Source organism: Selenomonas dianae (assembly GCF_030644225.1).
GTDB lineage: Bacteria > Bacillota > Negativicutes > Selenomonadales > Selenomonadaceae > Centipeda > Centipeda dianae.
Genome location: NZ_CP128650.1, coordinates 1,676,771 through 1,693,725, shown reverse-complemented (window position 1 = coordinate 1,693,725; position 16,955 = coordinate 1,676,771). Strand labels below are relative to the sequence as shown.

The following is a 16,955-nucleotide window of genomic DNA, read 5'->3' as shown; positions in this document are numbered from 1 at the left end:
AATCGTAAGAAAGAAAACGTTTACTTTTCCTTTTCCATCCAGATGAATGTTTTATAGAGGAAGCAATTTTGCTTCCTGCTCTTGAAGGAGGGAGTCACATGGAGGAGAAGAAATTCATCCTCACAATCAGCCGTCGGTACGGCTGCGGCGGACGGGAACTCGCGAACATTCTCGCCGAGAAGTTGGGCGTTCATCTTTACGATCGACAGATCGTCCATCTCGCGGCGGCAAAGCTTGGCATCAACGATCTGCATGAGAAGGAGCTGCTTGAGCTTGAGAATACGGTGAAGCCGCTTGCCTCGCGCTTCATTCCGTTCCACTCGTTCGGCATGGCGATGGGCGAGTCCAGTCAGGGGATGTTCATGGCGGAGTCAAACGTTGTGCGGAAACTTGCCGACGACGGTCCGTGCATCTTCCTCGGGCGCTGTGCGGACTATGCGCTCCGGAAGCGCGACGATGTATTTTCCATCTTCGTCTGTGCGGACGACGACTATCGTGAGGAGCGCGGACGCACGGTCTACGAAGGCAAGACGCTCAAGGAGATGGATCGTGAGGACGAGAAACGCGCGCGCTACTATGACTACTATACAGGGCGCAAGTGGGGCGACGGCGCACACTATGACCTCGTTGTGAATGCGGGACGTGCGCCGCTCGCGCAGATTGCGGATGGCATCATTGCCTACATCCGCACGGTCAAAGGCTGAGGAGGGCTTCCCATGTCGGACAAAAAGAGCAAATTCTGGCCGCGCATCGCTTATTCCTGCGGCACCTTCGGACATGATGTGTTCTATGCTATGCTCGGTACGTACTTTATGATCTTTGTCACGAGCAATCTGTTCCACTCCGACAACCACGAGCACGATGCCTATATGATCGGCATTGTGACGACGATCATCCTTGTCCTGCGCGTGGGCGAGCTGTTCCTCGACCCGTTCATCGGCAATACGATCGACAAGACCAAGACACGCTGGGGCAAGTTCAAGCCGTGGGTCATTGTGGGCGCGTTCGTTGCGGCGATCACGCTGGCGATCCTATTTACGGATATGGGCGGGCTGACGGTGTCGAATCCGATGCTCTACCTCGTCCTCTTTGCAGTCCTCTACCTCATCATGGATGTGTTCTACTCGGCAAAGGACGTTGCCATCTGGTCGATGATCCCTGCGCTCTCGTTCGACTCGCGCGAGCGTGAGGTGACGGCGACCTATGCACGTATTGGTTCGGTGTTCGGCGGTCAGCTGGTCACGGCGATCGTCATGCCCGTCGTGCTTTACTTCTCGCTGAACGAGAACGGCGGTGCGGGTGACTCTGCGGGCTGGTTTGCGTTTGCGGTCATCGGCGGCGGCATCGCAACCCTCGGCGCGATTATCCTCGGCCTTGGGACAAAGGAGGAGGATTCCGCGCTGCGCGAGAACAAGACGGAGACCTCGTTCAAGGACGTGTTCTCGATCCTCATCAAGAATGATCAGCTGCTCTGGGTGGCGATTGCGTATCTTGTTTTTGTTCTTGGGCAGAATGTCATCAATAATTTCAACCTCTATTACTTTATCTATGTGCTCGGCGACGCGAAGCAATTCTCCTTCCTCGGTGTCATCAACGTTATCATCGGCTTGCTCGCCGTGGCTCTCTTCCCGACGCTGACGGAGAAGTTCAGCCGTCGGAGGCTCTTCTTCGGCTCGGTTGCCGTGATGCTCGTTGGCATCGTGCTCTACGCGATGGCGGGCACGAGCGTCCTTATGACCCTCTTTGCCGCAGGTCTCTTTGCTCTGCCGCAGCCGCTGATCTTTCTCGTTGTGCTCATGACGATCACGGATACAGTCGAGTACGGGCAGCTGAAGCTCGGGCATCGTGATGAGGCTCTTGTCCTCTGCGTGCGTCCTCTGGTGGACAAGCTCGCGGGTGCGATTACAAGCGGGCTGATCGGTCTGACTGCGATCTGGGTCGGCATGACGAGCGGCGCGACGGCGGCGACGATCACGCCGGAGAACCTCTTCAACTTCAAGCTCGTCATGTTTGCACTGCCGTTTGTGTTCATCCTGCTTGGGACGATTCTCTATCGTGCGAAGGTGACGCTTACGGAGGCGGAGCATGCACGCATTGTGGAGGAACTCGAGGAGAAATGGGATGAAATGAATAAGTAATCCTGTGGTAACATTTGTGGAAGCGGTCGCTAGCGACCGCTTTCTTTGCAGAAATGGAGGTCTTGATATGAGCGGCTTCGATTTTGGGAAACTGAAAGACCCGCAGTATTTTGCGGAGAACCGCCTGCCCGCGCACAGCGACCATATCTTCTACCGCGATGAGGCGGAACTGGCACGCGGCGTGTCCTCGTTCTACCGCACACTCGGCGGGATATGGCACTTTGCCTATGCGCGGAATACGGCACTCATCCCGCAGGGATTTGAGGCGGCGGATTATGATTGTCACGATTGGGAGACGATCCGTGTGCCGGCGCACATCCAGATGGAGGGACACGGTGTACCGCATTATACGAATACGACGTATCCGTGGGACGGACACGAGAGCATCGCGCCGGGGGAGATTCCGACGCGCAGCAACCCCGTCGGCTGTTATGTGAAATATTTTTCTGTGCCCGAGGACTGGGAAAATGTTTTCATCTCCTTTGCCGGTGTGGACGCGGCACTCGCACTCTTCCTCAACGGGCATTTCGTCGGCTACAGTGAGGACAGCTGCACACCTGCGGACTTCGATCTGACGCCGTATCTTGTGGCGGGCGAGAACAAGCTGGCGGCGATGGTGTTCCGCTATGCGAGCGCGAGCTGGCTTGAGGATCAGGATTTCTGGCGATTCTCGGGGATCTATCGCGATGTCCTTCTCTATACCAAGCCCGCCGTGCACATCGAGGACATCGAAGTCCGTGCAATTCCTGTTCATAACTATGCGGACGGTCAGCTCTCCATTCGTCTCTCGTTCGGCGATGCGGGGGAAAAGGGCGTTATGCTCGATCTCTACGATGCGGACAGCATCGAGGTGCTGCAGACCAATGAGCATTTTGTGGGGACGTCGTACGAGCTTTCGGCGGACATTGCGGGGGTTCATCTGTGGAGTGCGGAGGAGCCGTATCTCTACCATGCCGTTCTCTGTGTCTATGATGCGGATGGTCTTTTGCAGGAAACACTGTGCGTGCGTGTCGGCTTTCGTGAGTTTTGCCTCAGGGACGGGCTGATGCAGCTGAGCGGCAAGCGCATCGTGTTCAAGGGGGTGAACCGCCATGAGTTCGACTGCGACCACGGGCGCGCGATGGATCCCGTACTCTTTGAGCAGGATCTCATCGCACTCAAACGCGCGAATGTCAACGCGATCCGTACATCGCACTATCCGAACAGCAGCCGCCTGTATGAGCTGTGCGATATTTACGGGTTCTACGTCATCGACGAAACGAATCTTGAGACGCACGGCTCGTGGATGAAGAACGGCGCGTGTGCGAAAGACGAGCATACCGTGCCCGGCGATCGTGCGGAGTGGCTGCCGGCCGTGCTCGACCGCGCACAGTCGATGTACGAGCGCGACAAGAACCATCCGAGCATCCTCATCTGGTCGTGCGGAAACGAGTCCTGCGGCGGGCGTGACATCTACGAGATGAGCGAATACTTCCGCCGCGTCGATCCGACGCGCCTCGTGCACTACGAGGGAATTTTCTGGGATCGCAGCTATCCCGCAACGAGCGATATGGAAAGTCAGATGTATACGAAGGCGGCGGACATCGAGGCGTTCCTTCAGGAGCACAGGGACAAGCCCTTTATCTGCTGTGAGTATACGCACGCGATGGGCAACAGCTGCGGCGGTATGCACAAGTACACGGAGCTGACGGAGCGCGAGCCGCTCTATCAGGGCGGCTTTATCTGGGATTTCGGCGATCAGGCAATTCGTCGGCGCGGGCGGTACGGTGAGGATGTATTTCTCTATGGCGGTGACTTCGGTGATCGCCCGTCGGACTACAACTTCAGCGGCAACGGCATTTTCTTTGCCGACCGTCGCGGGACGGCGAAGCTGCAGGATGTGAAGTTCAACTATCAGAATTTCACGCTGCGCCCTTCGTGGAATGGGGTGGAGATCGAAAACAAGAGCCTCTTTACAAATGCGGGCGACTATGATCTGTACATCTCGCTCCTCCTTGACGGGCGTGAGATCTGGCAGGCGTACGCAGGGGAGCATACGGTACCGCCGGGAGAAACGAGATTCATCAGCAATGCGCTGCCCTATGCAGGGGATGGGGAATATGTGCTGACGGCATCACTTGTTCTCAGAGATGAAGAGCGTTGGGCACCTGTGGGGTACGAGATTGCCTTTGGACAGGCGATTGTTGTGCCGTCTGAGGATGCAGGAACGAGCCTCTTCGATTTCCTCGGCTGTGGTGTCGCTGCTCCCGTCTACGCACCACTTGAAGCGTCGGGCAGTCTGCGCGTGGTGCAGGGGGACATCAATCTCGGCGTACAAGGGGCGGGTTTCTCCCTTATGTTCTCAAGTGCGCAGGGGAATCTCGTCTCCTATCGCTATGGTGGGCGGGAGATGATCGGGGAACTGCCGCAGCTGTCGTTTTGGCGTGCGCCTGTTGACAACGACTACGGCGGCGGACGCATGGCGGACTGTGCGCAGTGGAAGCTCGCGAGCCTCTATCGCCGCTGCACGCGGATTGAGTACAGCGTGGATGATGCTGCGTTTACGGTGGTGGATGGATTCTTTGGCAGACAGGAGGAACGCCGTGCCAAGAGCGTCACGGTGCGCTTTACTTATACGCTCACAGCGTCGCCCGCAGCAACCTGCACCGTCACCTATACGGTGGATGGGGCGGGGGAGCTCCGCGTTGTACTCGACTATGAAGCGACAGAGTGGCTGCCCGAGATGCCGGACTTTGCGATGCTCTTTACGCTCTCTGCGGAGTATGACCGCATCCGTTTCTACGGGTACGGGCCGAAGGAGAATTATATTGACCGCTGCGAGGGTGCGCGGCTCGGCATCTACGAAACGACGGCGGCGGACGAGGTCGAGCCGTATCTGCGTCCGCAGGAGACGGGCAATCATCGCGGTGTGCGTTGGATCGAGGTCACGGATCGCAGCGGGCATGGGATTCGCCTTGCGGGCGATGTGCCGTTCGAGGCGTCGGCACTGCCGTACAGCCCACATGAACTTGAGAATGCGCGCCATGCGTACGATCTGCCGCGTCCGCAGCACACGTATCTGCGTGCATCGGCAGGGATGTGCGGCGTGGGCGGAGACGACAGCTGGGGCGCACCCGTGCTTGCGGAGTATGTGCAGAAAAACGAAACGCGGCATCTGGCGTTTACGCTGAAGGGGATTTGATTTAGTTATTCGCCATGCACACTCCACGCGAACCTGTAGTTGCGCAAGTGATCGTGCGCTTGTACGCTTAAATACCGTCGGACTTCTTAAACGCGCTTCGCTTGAACGAAAGAAATCCGACGGGGCGTACCGCACCCTTTACTCACTTGCTCCACTAGGGTTCGCTTAGGAGTAGCGCATGGCTACGACGCACGTCCCGTTGCTCGGAACATTTATCATAACGCAAAAAAACGCAGGAGTTTTCAAAAAGCTCTTGCGTTTTTTTGCAAAAAGAGATAGAATGGAAAACGGAAAAGAAAACGTTTACTTTCGCTTAACTACAATTTTGATATTTACTCAAAGATGAACGGAGGATGCAGACGATGGCGATATTGGACGAGATGAACGAAGTGTTTCGCGAGAAGTTCGGCGCGGCGGACACACACGCATATTTCTCACCGGGGCGCGTGAATCTCATCGGCGAGCATACGGACTACAACGGCGGCCATGTCTTCCCGTGCGCGATCTCGCTCGGGACGTATGCGCTCGTTGCACCGCGCACGGACGGCGTGTCGCGGCTCTACTCGATGAATCTGCCGGAGCAGGGCGTGGTGGAGTTCCCCATGCACGGCGCGGTGAAGACGGATGCCTACGGCTGGGCGAACTACCCCATCGGTGTTGTGCGCATGATGGAGGATGCGGGACACGCAGCGGCGCACGGCTTTGACATTCTGTTCTACGGCAATCTGCCGAACGGTGCGGGACTCTCCTCCTCGGCATCCATCGAGGTGCTGATGGCGGTTATCCTGAACGACGAACTCGGGCTTGGCATCGACATGGTGGAACTCGTGAAGCTCGCGCAGAAGGCGGAGAATATCTTTGTCGGCATGAACTGCGGCATCATGGATCAGTTCGCTGTCGGTATGGGGAAGAAGGACTGTGCGATTCTCCTCGACTGCAACACGCTTGCGTACCGCTACAGCAAGCTCGACCTCAAGGGCTGCAGCATTGTCATCACGAACACGAACAAGGCGCACAGCCTCGTCACCTCGGCGTACAACGAGCGTCGGATGCAGAGTGAGGCGGCACTCAAGGCGCTGCAGAAGGTGAAGGCAATCCAGTCGCTCGGCGAGCTGACAGACGCGGAGTTCGATGAGAACGCCGCCGTCATTGAGGATGAGGTCGAGCGCAGACGCGCACGCCATGCGGTCTATGAGAACCGCCGCACGCTCGAAGCGGTGGATGCGCTTGAGAAAAACGATGTGAAGCGCTTCGGCGCACTGATGAACGATTCCCACGTCTCCCTGCGCGACGACTACGAGGTGACGGGGCCGGAGCTGGATACGCTCGCAGAGCTTGCGTGGCAGCAGGAGGGCGTGCTCGGCTCGCGCATGACGGGCGGCGGTTTTGCAGGCTGTACGGTCAGCATTGTGCGCGACGAGGCGATTCCCGCATTCGAGAAGAATGTGGCGGAAGCGTATACGGCGAAGATCGGCTATGCACCGAGCTTCTATGTGGCGAATATTGCGGACGGCGCACGCCGCCTGTAAGGTGAAAGGAGCGTACTCATGGCTATCTTGGTTTGCGGCGGTGCGGGCTACATCGGCTCCCATGCCGTGCACGCGCTCGTCGAAAAGGGCGAGCAGGTCGTCATTGTCGATAATCTGCAGACGGGGCATCGCGGCGCACTGAATCCTGCGGCGGCATTTTACGAGGGTGATATTCGTGACGCTGCGGTACTTGACAGGATCTTCACGGAAAACAAAATAGAGGCGGTTATCCACTTCGCGGCAAATTCGCTTGTCGGCGAGAGCATGGAAAAGCCGCTGCTCTACTTCAACAACAACGTCTATGGGATGCAGGTGCTCCTTGAGGGAATGGTGCGGCACGGCGTGGACAAGATTGTCTTCTCCTCAACGGCGGCGACCTACGGTGAGCCGAAGCGCGTGCCGATCCACGAGGACGACGAAACGTGTCCGACGAATACCTACGGCGAGACGAAGCTCACGATGGAGAAGATGATGAAGTGGGTGAGCCGCGCGAACGGCGTGCGCTATGTTTCTCTGCGCTATTTCAACGCGGCGGGCGCACTGCCCGATGGCTCGATTGGCGAGGATCACAAGACGGAGACACATCTGATTCCGCTTATCCTGCAAGTGCCGACGGGCAGGCGCGACCATATCACGGTGTTCGGCGACGACTACCCGACACCGGACGGGACGTGTCTGCGCGACTACATCCATGTGGTCGATCTCGCGGATGCGCATGTGCTTGCGCTCGAATACCTCAGGAAGGGCGGCGCGAGCGACATCTTCAACCTCGGCAACGGGCAGGGCTTCTCGGTGAAGGAGATGATTGCGGCGGCGGAAAAGGCGACGGGACGCTCCATCAAGGTGGAGATTGGCGCACGCCGCGCGGGCGATCCTGCACAGCTCATCGCGTCAAGCGAGAAAGCGCGTACCGTGCTCGGGTGGAAGCCGCAGTTCACGGATGTGGAGCAGGTGATCGGGACGGCGTGGAAATGGCATGAGAGCCATCCGCACGGGTATGAGGACTAGGGAGGATGCGTCATGTGTGACATTCAGCATGAAATCAGCCGTCTCCTGCACTTTGCGCGTCAGAAAGGACTGATTGCGCCCGAGGACGAGGTCTATGCGGCGAACCGCCTCCTTGATGTGCTGCACGTCGAGGACTATGTGCCGGAAACGGTGGAGGAAACGCTTGAAACGGCAACGCCGATTCTGGAGTGTATGCTCGACTACGCTGCGGAGAAGGGGCTGATCGAGGGGACGACGGACGAGCGCGACCTCTTTGATACGCGCATCATGGACTGTGTGATGCCGCGCCCGTCCGAGGTTGTGAACGAGTTCCACACGCGCTATGAGACATCCCCGCGCGAGGCGACGGACTACTACTATGCGCTGAGCATCGCCTCGAACTACATCCGCAAGGCGCGCATCGACAAGAACATCGCGTGGAAAACGGCGACGGAGTTCGGGGATCTCGATGTGACGATCAACCTCTCGAAGCCGGAGAAGGATCCGCGCGACATCGCCAAGGCGAAACTCGCGAAGGCGGCAGGCTATCCGAAGTGTCTGCTTTGCCGCGAGAACGAGGGCTATGCGGGGCGTGTGAACCACCCCGCACGTGAGACGCATCGTCTCATTCCTCTGGACCTCGCGGGACATCCATGGTTTTTACAGTATTCCCCCTATACCTACTACAACGAGCACTGCATCGTGCTGAACAGCGATCATGTGCCGATGGTGATTTCGCGCGAGACGTTCGAGAATCTGGCGGCGTTTCTTGAGATCTTCCCGCACTATTTCGCGGGGTCAAATGCAGACCTTCCGATTGTCGGCGGCTCGATCCTCTCGCATGACCACTATCAGGGCGGACGCTATACGTTTGCGATGGAGCGCGCGGCGGTGGAGCAGGAATATACCTTTGCGAACTATCCGCAGGTGCGTGCGGGGCGTGTGAAGTGGCCGATGTCGACGCTGCGGCTCACATCCTCCGACAAGGATGCGCTCGTGGAGCTTGCGACGGCGATTCTCGCGGCATGGCGCACGTACAGCGATGCCTCCGTAGACATTCTTGCGGAGACGGATGCGCCGCACAATACGATCACGCCGATTGCGCGGCGGCGCGGTACGGACTATGAGTTCGATCTCGTGTTCCGCAACAACCGAACGACGGCGGAGCATCCGCTCGGACTGTTTCACCCGCACGCGGAGGTGCACCACATCAAGAAGGAGAACATCGGCCTGATCGAAGTGCTGGGGCTGGCGATCCTGCCCGCGCGTCTCAAATCGGAGATGGAGCAGATTCGTGCGGAGCTGCTGCGGGGAACGGCGGACATTGCGGGCATCGCGGACATTGAAAAACATGCGGACTGGTATCGCTCGGTACGTGCGGCGCATCTGTCGGTCACGGAGGGGAATGTCGATGGGATTCTGCGCGACGAGATCGGAAAGGTGTTCCTGGAGGTGCTCACACACGCGGGAGTGTTCAAGCGTGACACGGCAGGAATGGCGGCGTTCGACCGCTGGATCGCGAGCGTAGAGGGCGTGTAGATGTCTGCGTACTCCTCGCAAACACCTCGTTACGCAAACGGTCGTACACTTATCTGCCTAAATACCTGCGGACTTCTTAAACGCGCTTCGCTTGAACGAAAGAAATCCGCAGGGGGCAGAACGTGTACTTCCCCCGTTTGCTTCACTAGGGTTTGCTTAGGAGTATCGCATGACAATGGTACAGGGAGAAGATAGAATGAAGGCAACGATCATCGATGTGGCGAAGGAGTCGGGGGTGTCTGTGGCGACAGTTTCGCGCGTGGTGAATGGCAACTATCCCGTGCGGGAAAAGACGCGGCTCAAGGTGGAGAACGCCATCAAGAAACTGGAGTATCTGCCGAATTTGCAGGCACGCGAGCTGAACACGCAGCGTTCCTCAAGCATCGGTGTCGTTGTGCCGAGCTTTGACAATCTGTTTTTTGCCGAAGTGCTCGACGGGATCGAGGAGCGTCTGCGGCAGAACTCGTACTCTCTGCTCCTCGCGTGTGCGCAGAACGATGCGGCACGCGAGGAGGAGTGTGTGCGGGACTTCATCACACGCAATGTTTCGGGCGTTATCGTTGTCAGTCCGAATACGGAGATGGCAGTTTCGGAGTTTTACGAGAACACGGCGGCGCGTCTGCCGCTGGTCTTTGTCAACAGCGCGCGTGAGCTTGCGGGTATCTCGTATGTGACGAGCGATCAGCGCGGCGGAGCACGCGCGGCACTGGAGCATCTCTTTCACTACGGGCACGAGCGCATCCTCTTTGTGCAGGGCGAGAACAGTGACTCCTACCGCATGAAGGAGGAAATTTACCGCGAAATCATGCAGGAGCACGGGACATTCCATCCGGAGGATATTGTCAACGTCGGCGCGGGCAACCGCATCGAGACGGTGGAAAATACCATGTTCATCCTTATGGACATGATGCCGATGATTCAAGCATCGGCAATTTTCTGCTGCAATGATCTCATGGCGATGGGGGCGGTCAACGCCTGTCAGCGCATGGGACGACGCGTGCCGCAGGACATCTCGGTCATCGGCTACGACAACACGGCACTCAGCCAGTATACCGCACCACAGCTCACAACCATTGACCAGCATATGGGCGATCTCGGGCGGGAGGCGGCACGTCTCATGCTGAAGCAGATCGAGGAGAATGTGACGGAGAATGTCATGGTTGCGAATACCGTGGTTGAGCGTGAGACGACGGGCTTCCGCGTGGAGGAAGGTTAAATGGATGTGATTGCATAGCAATGAAATACAACTCAATCGAAGGGAGATATACATGAACATCGTCTATCATGAGAAAGGCAAGGTTTTTCATCTCTTCAACGACAGGATCAGTTACATCTTTATGGTGCTGCCCCACGGGGGACTCGGCTCGCTCTACTACGGAAAGGCACTCCGTGACCGTGTGGGCTTTGAGCATATCTTTGAGCGTGTGCATCGCGGGATGTCGGCGTGCGTCTTTGCGGACTGCCGCGACTACTCTCTGGATGCGATTCGGCAGGAGCTGCCGACCTACGGTTCGTCGGATTTTCGCCGTCCCGCGCTGAACGTATTGCAGGAAAACGGCAGCCGCATCCTCGATATGCAGTATACGGGCTACCGCATCACGGACGGCAAGCCGAAGCTCGCGGGTCTGCCCGCGACCTACGTGGAGTCGGACGATGAGGCAAAGACCCTCATCGTTGAGGTGAAGGATGCGGTCACGGGGCTGCGTGCGGAACTCCTCTATACAATTTTTGCCGAGGGCGGTGTGATCGCGCGCAGTGTGCGCTATCGCAACGGCGGCAAGGAAGTGCTGCACCTGCAGAAGGTCATGAGTATGTCGATTGACCTGCCCGATACGGAATACGACTGGATGGAGCTGACGGGGGCGTGGACGCGTGAGCGTCACGTCGAGATCCGTCCGCTTGCAACGGGCATCACGGCAATCGGCAGCCGCCGCGGGCACTCCTCGGGGCAGTACAATCCGTTTGCGGCACTCCTGCGGCGCGGAACGACAGAAACGCAGGGCGAGGTGCTCGCCATGAGCCTCGTCTACAGCGGCAATTTCGAGATGCTTGCAGAGGTTGACAACCACGGTGTGACGCGACTGCAGGCAGGCATCCACAGCACGGATTTCGATTGGAAACTTGAACCTGGTGCGGAGTTCCAGACACCCGAGGCTGTGCTCGTCTGGTCGGACGAGGGGCTGAACGGCATGAGTCAGACCTATCACCGCCTCTATCAAAAGCGTCTTGTGCGCGGGCAGTGGCGTGAGAAGGTTCGTCCCATCCTCATCAACAACTGGGAAGCAACGTATTTCGACTTTACGGAGGAGAAGCTGCTCACGATCGCGGACAAAGCGGCGGAGTGCGGCATCGAACTCTTTGTGCTGGACGACGGCTGGTTCGGCGCACGCACGTCCGACTATGCGGGGCTCGGCGATTGGACGGTTAATCGCGACCGCCTGCCGAACGGCATCGACGGGCTCGCGGAGAAGATCGAGGCGCGCGGCATGAAGTTTGGCATCTGGGTTGAGCTCGAAATGGTCAACGAGGACTCCGACCTCTATCGTGCCCATCCGGACTGGGTGCTCTCCGTGCCGGGGCGGCGCAAGTCGCTCGGACGCTCGCAGTGTGTGCTCGACTTTTCGCGTAAGGATGTGGTCGACAACATCTATGAACAGATGGAGGCGATTCTCGCGAGCGGCAAGGTCTCCTACGTGAAATGGGATATGAACCGCAGCATCACCGAGTGCTGGTCGCACGCGCTGCCCGTCGACCAGCAGGGCGAGGTGTTCCATCGCTACATCCTCGGGCTTTACGATCTCTACGAGCGTCTGACGGCGAAATTCCCGCACGTACTCTTTGAGTCCTGCGCCTCGGGCGGCAACCGCTTCGACCCCGGGATGCTCTACTATGCGCCGCAGACGTGGGCGAGCGACAACTCCGATGCGTCCGAGCGGCAGAAGATCCAGTATGGAACATCCATGTGCTACCCCGTGAGCAGCATGGGCAGTCATGTCTCCGTCGTGCCGAACCATCAGATGAACCGCATGACACCGCTCCATACGCGCGCGAATACGGCGTACTTCGGGACGTTTGGCTATGAGCTCGATCTCAACAAACTTACAGAGGAGGAAATCGCCGAGGTCAAGGAGCAGGTCGGCTTTATGAAGGAATACCGTGAGATCCTTCAGTTCGGCACATTTTACCGTCTGCAAAGTCCTTTTGAGGGAAATGTAACGGTGTGGATGAGCGTGAGTGCGGATCAAAAGACGGCGATTGTCGGCTGGTACCGCACGCTGAACCGCGTGAACTACCGTTTTGAGCGCGTGAAACTCGCGGGGCTGCTGCCCGATGCGCTCTACGAGAACAGCCGCAGCGGCGTGTGCTGCTACGGCGATGAGCTGATGAACTACGGACTCATCACGACGGACGGTACAGCGGGTGAGCCGAATGCAGAGAACGGACTGACCACAGACTTTGATTCGCGCATCTATGTGCTGAAGGCAGTTGAATAGTTTTTCATAGCGGGACGGGTATCTTTGCGGATACCCGTTTTTGTTATGAAGAATCAATCTTGGGAAGCACTGATAAATTCAGCCGCGCCATCTTAGCGCATCTTTTTTGCCCGAACTTTGTCAGCAAATCCTCCACATAGCCCTTGCTATGCGTCCGGTTTGCTTCCTCGTTCGGACGAAAAAATCTGCGCAAATCTGACGGACTTCATTTTATCAGTGATTCCCTTGCATATTTGATTAACTTCCGATAAAATAAAATGTGGGGAAACAGCGTTCAAGAAGGAGGATTCCTATGGCTGTCAAACGAATCTTTGTGGAGAAGCGGCAGGGTTTCTTCGATATTCCTGCGCAGCGTCTCTGCGATGATCTGGTGGAGACGTTCCGTCTGACGGATCTGCGTGCCGTGCGCATCATTACGCGCTATGACATAGAGGGGCTTAGTGCGGAGGAGTTCGCGCAGGTGCGCAACATTGTCTTTGCCGATCCGCCGGTGGATACCGTTTATGAGGATGTGCTGCCGTTCTTTTCGGATGCGCGTATCTTTGCGATCGAGCCCCTGCCGGGGCAGTTTGACCCGACGGCGGCGGCAGCGGCGGAGTGTGTACAGCTCGTGACGCAGGGAGAGCGTCCCGACGTGTGTACGGCACGCGTCATTGTTCTGATCGGGAAAATTGACGACCGCGTTTTTGAACAGATCAAGAGGTATCTCATCAATACGGTGGAGAGCCGCGAGGCATCGCTTGCCACGCCCGCGACCCTGGAGCGTCGGATTGTGATGCCGATGGATGTGGAAGTCCTCACGGCGTTCAATGATCTTTCGCAGGGGCAGTTGGCGGATTTCCACAGAGAGCGCGGATTTGCGATGAGCGAGGCGGATCTCGCGTTTGTGCAGCAGTATTTTCGCGACACGGAGCACCGTCCCCCGACGATCACGGAGCTGCGTGTCATTGATACCTACTGGTCGGATCATTGCCGCCATACGACCTTTACCACAGCGATTGACGCGGTGAACATTGAGAGCGGCTTTTTTTCGATGCCGCTCGTCGAGACCTATCAGCAGTATACGGATGATCGCCGAACCCTCTATAAGGGTGAAAAGCGCGATATGACCCTCATGGACATCGCCGTGATCGGGATGAAGGCTCTGCGTGCGGAGGGGAAACTGGGGGATCTCGACGAATCCGAGGAGATCAACGCGTGCAGTATTCATGTGACGGTCGATGTGGATGGCAAGGATGAGGACTGGCTTCTCATGTTCAAGAATGAGACGCACAACCATCCGACGGAGATCGAGCCGTTCGGCGGGGCGGCGACCTGTCTCGGCGGCGCGATCCGCGATCCGCTCTCGGGGCGTTCGTATGTCTATCAGGCAATGCGCGTGACGGGCGCATCCGATCCGCGCGTACCGATCGAGGAGACGCTGCCCGGAAAACTCCCGCAGAAAAAAATCACGCTCGGCGCGGCGGAGGGCTACAGCTCCTATGGCAACCAGATCGGGCTTGCGACGGGACAGGTGCGCGAGATCTACCACAAGGGCTATCTCGCCAAGCGCATGGAGATCGGTGCGGTCATCGGTGCGGCTCCCGCCGCACAGGTCGTGCGCGAGCGTCCGCGTCCGGGGGATGTCGTCGTCCTGCTCGGCGGACGTACGGGACGGGACGGCATCGGCGGCGCGACGGGCTCATCGAAGCAGCACACAGAATCCTCGCTCACCACTTCGGGCGCGGAGGTGCAGAAGGGGAATGCGCCGACGGAGCGTAAGATTCAGCGCCTCTTCCGCAATCCCGAGGTCAGCCGCATGATTAAGCGGTGCAACGACTTCGGCGCGGGCGGTGTCGCCGTCGCCATCGGCGAGCTCGCGGATGGGCTGACGATCAATCTCAATGCTGTGCCGAAGAAGTATGAGGGCCTGGACGGCACGGAGCTCGCGATTTCCGAGTCGCAGGAGCGCATGGCAGTCGTGCTCTCACCTGCGGATGTCCCCGCGTTCCTGCGCCATGCGGATGCGGAGAATCTTGAGGCGACGGAGGTCGCCCTCGTGACGGCAGAGCCGCGTCTCGTTATGAAGTGGAACGATAGGGAGATCGTACGGATCGAGCGCGGCTTCCTTGCGACGAACGGCGTGCGTCAGCACGTCCGCGTCGTCGTTGCGTCCCCGAACGAAAAGACCCCCTACCTGCAGCAGATCCCCCCCGCAGTGAAAAAGGTGGGACGCGCCCTTGAGGATATGTGGATTGCGAATCTCTCCGATCTCAACGTATGCAGTCAGAAGGGGCTGGGGGAGCGGTTCGATGCGACGGTCGGTGCCGCTACGGTGCTTATGCCGTTCGGCGGCAAGAACCAGTTGACACCATCAGAGGCGATGGTGGCAAAGCTGCCTGTCCGACACGGGGAGACGAATACGGCATCCGCGATGGCGTTTGGGTTTGACCCCGATCTATCGACGTGGAGCCCGTTCCACGGTGCACTCTATGCCGTCGTTGAGGCAGTATCAAAGATCGTCGCTGCGGGCGGCGAGGCGGCAAAGGTACGCTTGACCCTACAGGAGTATTTCGAGCGTCTCGGTACCGATCCGAAGAAGTGGGGCAAGCCCTTCGCGGCACTCCTCGGTGCACTGCGTGCGCAGCACGAGCTCGGGATTCCTGCAATCGGCGGCAAGGACTCCATGTCGGGGACGTTCGAGAATCTGAACGTGCCGCCGACCCTCGTTGCCTTTGCGGTCAGCACACTCCACGCCAATGAGGCGATCTCACCCGAGTTCAAATATCCCAACAACAAGGTCGTCATGATACCCATCTCGTACGATGCACAGGATCTGCCGGTGTTCTCGCGGCTCAATACCAACTTTGCGAAGATTCATCAGCTGATGAAGGAACAAAAGGTGTTTTCCGCTATGAGTGTCGGACGAGGCGGCATTGCGGCGGCGATTTCGAAGATGTGCCTCGGCAACAACCTCGGGTTCAAGTTCACCACATTCATCCCGCAGGACGATCTCTTCAAGCCGCTCTACGGAACGATGCTGCTGGAGGTTTCATCCTCGTTCAATACGGCGGCGAATCTTGCCGGAACCGGCGCGGTCGAGATCGGCAAGACGCGTGATGTGCCGAGCATCATCACAGAGATCGACACCATCGTTCTCAGCGATGTACATGAGGCGTTTACGGAGCCTCTGGAAAAAATCTTCCCGACGACCGTCACGCAGACCGTGCGCCAGATCGACCGTCCGACGTACGCCGCCTATACGCAGGGAAAATTGGCGGGCAGCTCTGTCAAGATCGCAAAGCCGCGTGTCTGCATTCCCGTATTCCCCGGAACAAATTGTGAGTATGACTCGGCGCGCGCATGGGAGCGTGTGGGTGCGATTCCCGAGATCTTCGTTGTGCGGAACCTTACGCCGAAGGCGGTCGAGGAAACGGTGTCCGCGCTCGCGGCATCGCTCAAGAGGTCGCAGATCCTCATGCTCCCGGGCGGATTCAGCGGCGGGGATGAGCCGGACGGCACGGGTAAATTTATCGCGGCGATGTTCCGCGCCCCCGCCCTCACCGAGGCGGTACAGCGTCTTCTGCGCGATCAGGATGGGCTGATCCTCGGCATCTGCAACGGATTCCAGGCACTCCTGAAGCTCGGTCTCCTGCCGTATGGGAAAATCACCGATCTCAGTGAGAACTCACCGACGCTCACATACAACAACATCGGTCGCCACGTTTCGCAGACCGTGCGCGTGCGTGTCGCATCGAATTTGTCACCGTGGCTCGCCGGGGTCAGCGTCGGTGACACGCACACGATTGCTGTCTCGCATGGAGAGGGTCGTTTCTATGCGGATGCAAGAACCGTGGCAAATCTCCGCATCCGCGGACAGATCGCAACCCAGTATGTGAACGAAAAGGGCGATCCGACGCTTGAGCAGCCGTACAACCCGAACGGTTCGGTGAATGCGATTGAGGGCATCACCAGCCCCGACGGACGCATCTACGGGCGTATGGCGCACGCCGAGCGCATCGGCGCGGACATCATCAAGAACGTGCCGGGCGATATGAACCAGATGATCTTTGAGTCGGGGGTATCCTACTTTATACGCTGACCTTTC

10 protein-coding genes are annotated in these 16,955 nt (G+C 58.2%); 9 read left to right on the top strand and 1 reads right to left on the bottom strand.

The window, feature by feature from the left end; genetic code table 11:
- Nucleotides 1–98: 98 nt before the first annotated feature.
- From QU667_RS08245 to QU667_RS08210, 8 genes are all read left to right on the top strand, one after another.
- Nucleotides 99–704 carry a cytidylate kinase-like family protein gene (locus QU667_RS08245; protein ID WP_185980429.1) on the top strand — a complete coding sequence of 202 codons (606 nt, stop codon included), beginning with the start codon at nt 99–101 and terminating at the stop codon, nt 702–704.
- 12 nt (nt 705–716) lie between these two features.
- Nucleotides 717–2,138, top strand: coding sequence for a glycoside-pentoside-hexuronide (GPH):cation symporter (locus QU667_RS08240; RefSeq protein WP_006305824.1), 1,422 nt, complete (start codon nt 717–719; stop codon nt 2,136–2,138).
- Nucleotides 2,139–2,205: 67 nt separating this feature from the next.
- Nucleotides 2,206–5,319 (top strand): beta-galactosidase, LacZ type, encoded by a 3,114-nt coding sequence (lacZ, locus tag QU667_RS08235; RefSeq protein WP_304986719.1) that lies wholly within the window; start codon nt 2,206–2,208, stop codon nt 5,317–5,319.
- A gap of 362 nt (nt 5,320–5,681) precedes the next feature.
- Complete coding sequence (locus QU667_RS08230; protein WP_304986718.1) at nt 5,682–6,848, top strand: galactokinase; 1,167 nt, start codon at nt 5,682–5,684, stop codon at nt 6,846–6,848.
- 18 nt (nt 6,849–6,866) lie between these two features.
- On the top strand, nt 6,867–7,856 hold the full coding sequence (gene galE, locus QU667_RS08225) for a UDP-glucose 4-epimerase GalE (protein ID WP_304986717.1): 990 nt from the start codon (nt 6,867–6,869) through the stop codon (nt 7,854–7,856).
- A 12-nt stretch (nt 7,857–7,868) separates the two neighbouring features.
- The gene (locus QU667_RS08220; RefSeq protein ID WP_304986716.1) at nt 7,869–9,374 is read left to right on the top strand and encodes a UDP-glucose--hexose-1-phosphate uridylyltransferase; all 1,506 of its coding nucleotides are present in this window, start codon (nt 7,869–7,871) and stop codon (nt 9,372–9,374) included.
- 196 nt (nt 9,375–9,570) lie between these two features.
- Nucleotides 9,571–10,590, top strand: a complete 1,020-nt coding sequence (locus QU667_RS08215; protein WP_304986715.1) for a LacI family DNA-binding transcriptional regulator — start codon at nt 9,571–9,573, stop codon at nt 10,588–10,590.
- A 52-nt stretch (nt 10,591–10,642) separates the two neighbouring features.
- Nucleotides 10,643–12,868 (top strand): alpha-galactosidase, encoded by a 2,226-nt coding sequence (locus QU667_RS08210; RefSeq protein ID WP_304986714.1) that lies wholly within the window; start codon nt 10,643–10,645, stop codon nt 12,866–12,868.
- Between the two features lie 43 nt (nt 12,869–12,911).
- Here the strand turns inward: QU667_RS08210 and QU667_RS08205 are convergent, their stop codons facing one another.
- Nucleotides 12,912–13,061 carry a secretion protein HlyD gene (locus QU667_RS08205; protein WP_304986713.1) on the bottom strand — a complete coding sequence of 50 codons (150 nt, stop codon included), beginning with the start codon at nt 13,059–13,061 and terminating at the stop codon, nt 12,912–12,914.
- A gap of 99 nt (nt 13,062–13,160) precedes the next feature.
- Here QU667_RS08205 and QU667_RS08200 point away from each other — a divergent pair, with 99 nt between their 5' ends.
- Nucleotides 13,161–16,949, top strand: a complete 3,789-nt coding sequence (locus QU667_RS08200; protein WP_304986712.1) for a phosphoribosylformylglycinamidine synthase — start codon at nt 13,161–13,163, stop codon at nt 16,947–16,949.
- The last annotated feature ends 6 nt before the right edge of the window (nt 16,950–16,955 follow it).

Coding starts and splice junctions, on each gene's coding strand:
- QU667_RS08245 (WP_185980429.1), top strand. CDS start 99: ATGGAGGAGAAGAAATTCATCCTCACAATCAGCCGTCGGTACGGCTGC.
- QU667_RS08240 (WP_006305824.1), top strand. CDS start 717: ATGTCGGACAAAAAGAGCAAATTCTGGCCGCGCATCGCTTATTCCTGC.
- lacZ (WP_304986719.1), top strand. CDS start 2,206: ATGAGCGGCTTCGATTTTGGGAAACTGAAAGACCCGCAGTATTTTGCG.
- QU667_RS08230 (WP_304986718.1), top strand. CDS start 5,682: ATGGCGATATTGGACGAGATGAACGAAGTGTTTCGCGAGAAGTTCGGC.
- galE (WP_304986717.1), top strand. CDS start 6,867: ATGGCTATCTTGGTTTGCGGCGGTGCGGGCTACATCGGCTCCCATGCC.
- QU667_RS08220 (WP_304986716.1), top strand. CDS start 7,869: ATGTGTGACATTCAGCATGAAATCAGCCGTCTCCTGCACTTTGCGCGT.
- QU667_RS08215 (WP_304986715.1), top strand. CDS start 9,571: ATGAAGGCAACGATCATCGATGTGGCGAAGGAGTCGGGGGTGTCTGTG.
- QU667_RS08210 (WP_304986714.1), top strand. CDS start 10,643: ATGAACATCGTCTATCATGAGAAAGGCAAGGTTTTTCATCTCTTCAAC.
- QU667_RS08200 (WP_304986712.1), top strand. CDS start 13,161: ATGGCTGTCAAACGAATCTTTGTGGAGAAGCGGCAGGGTTTCTTCGAT.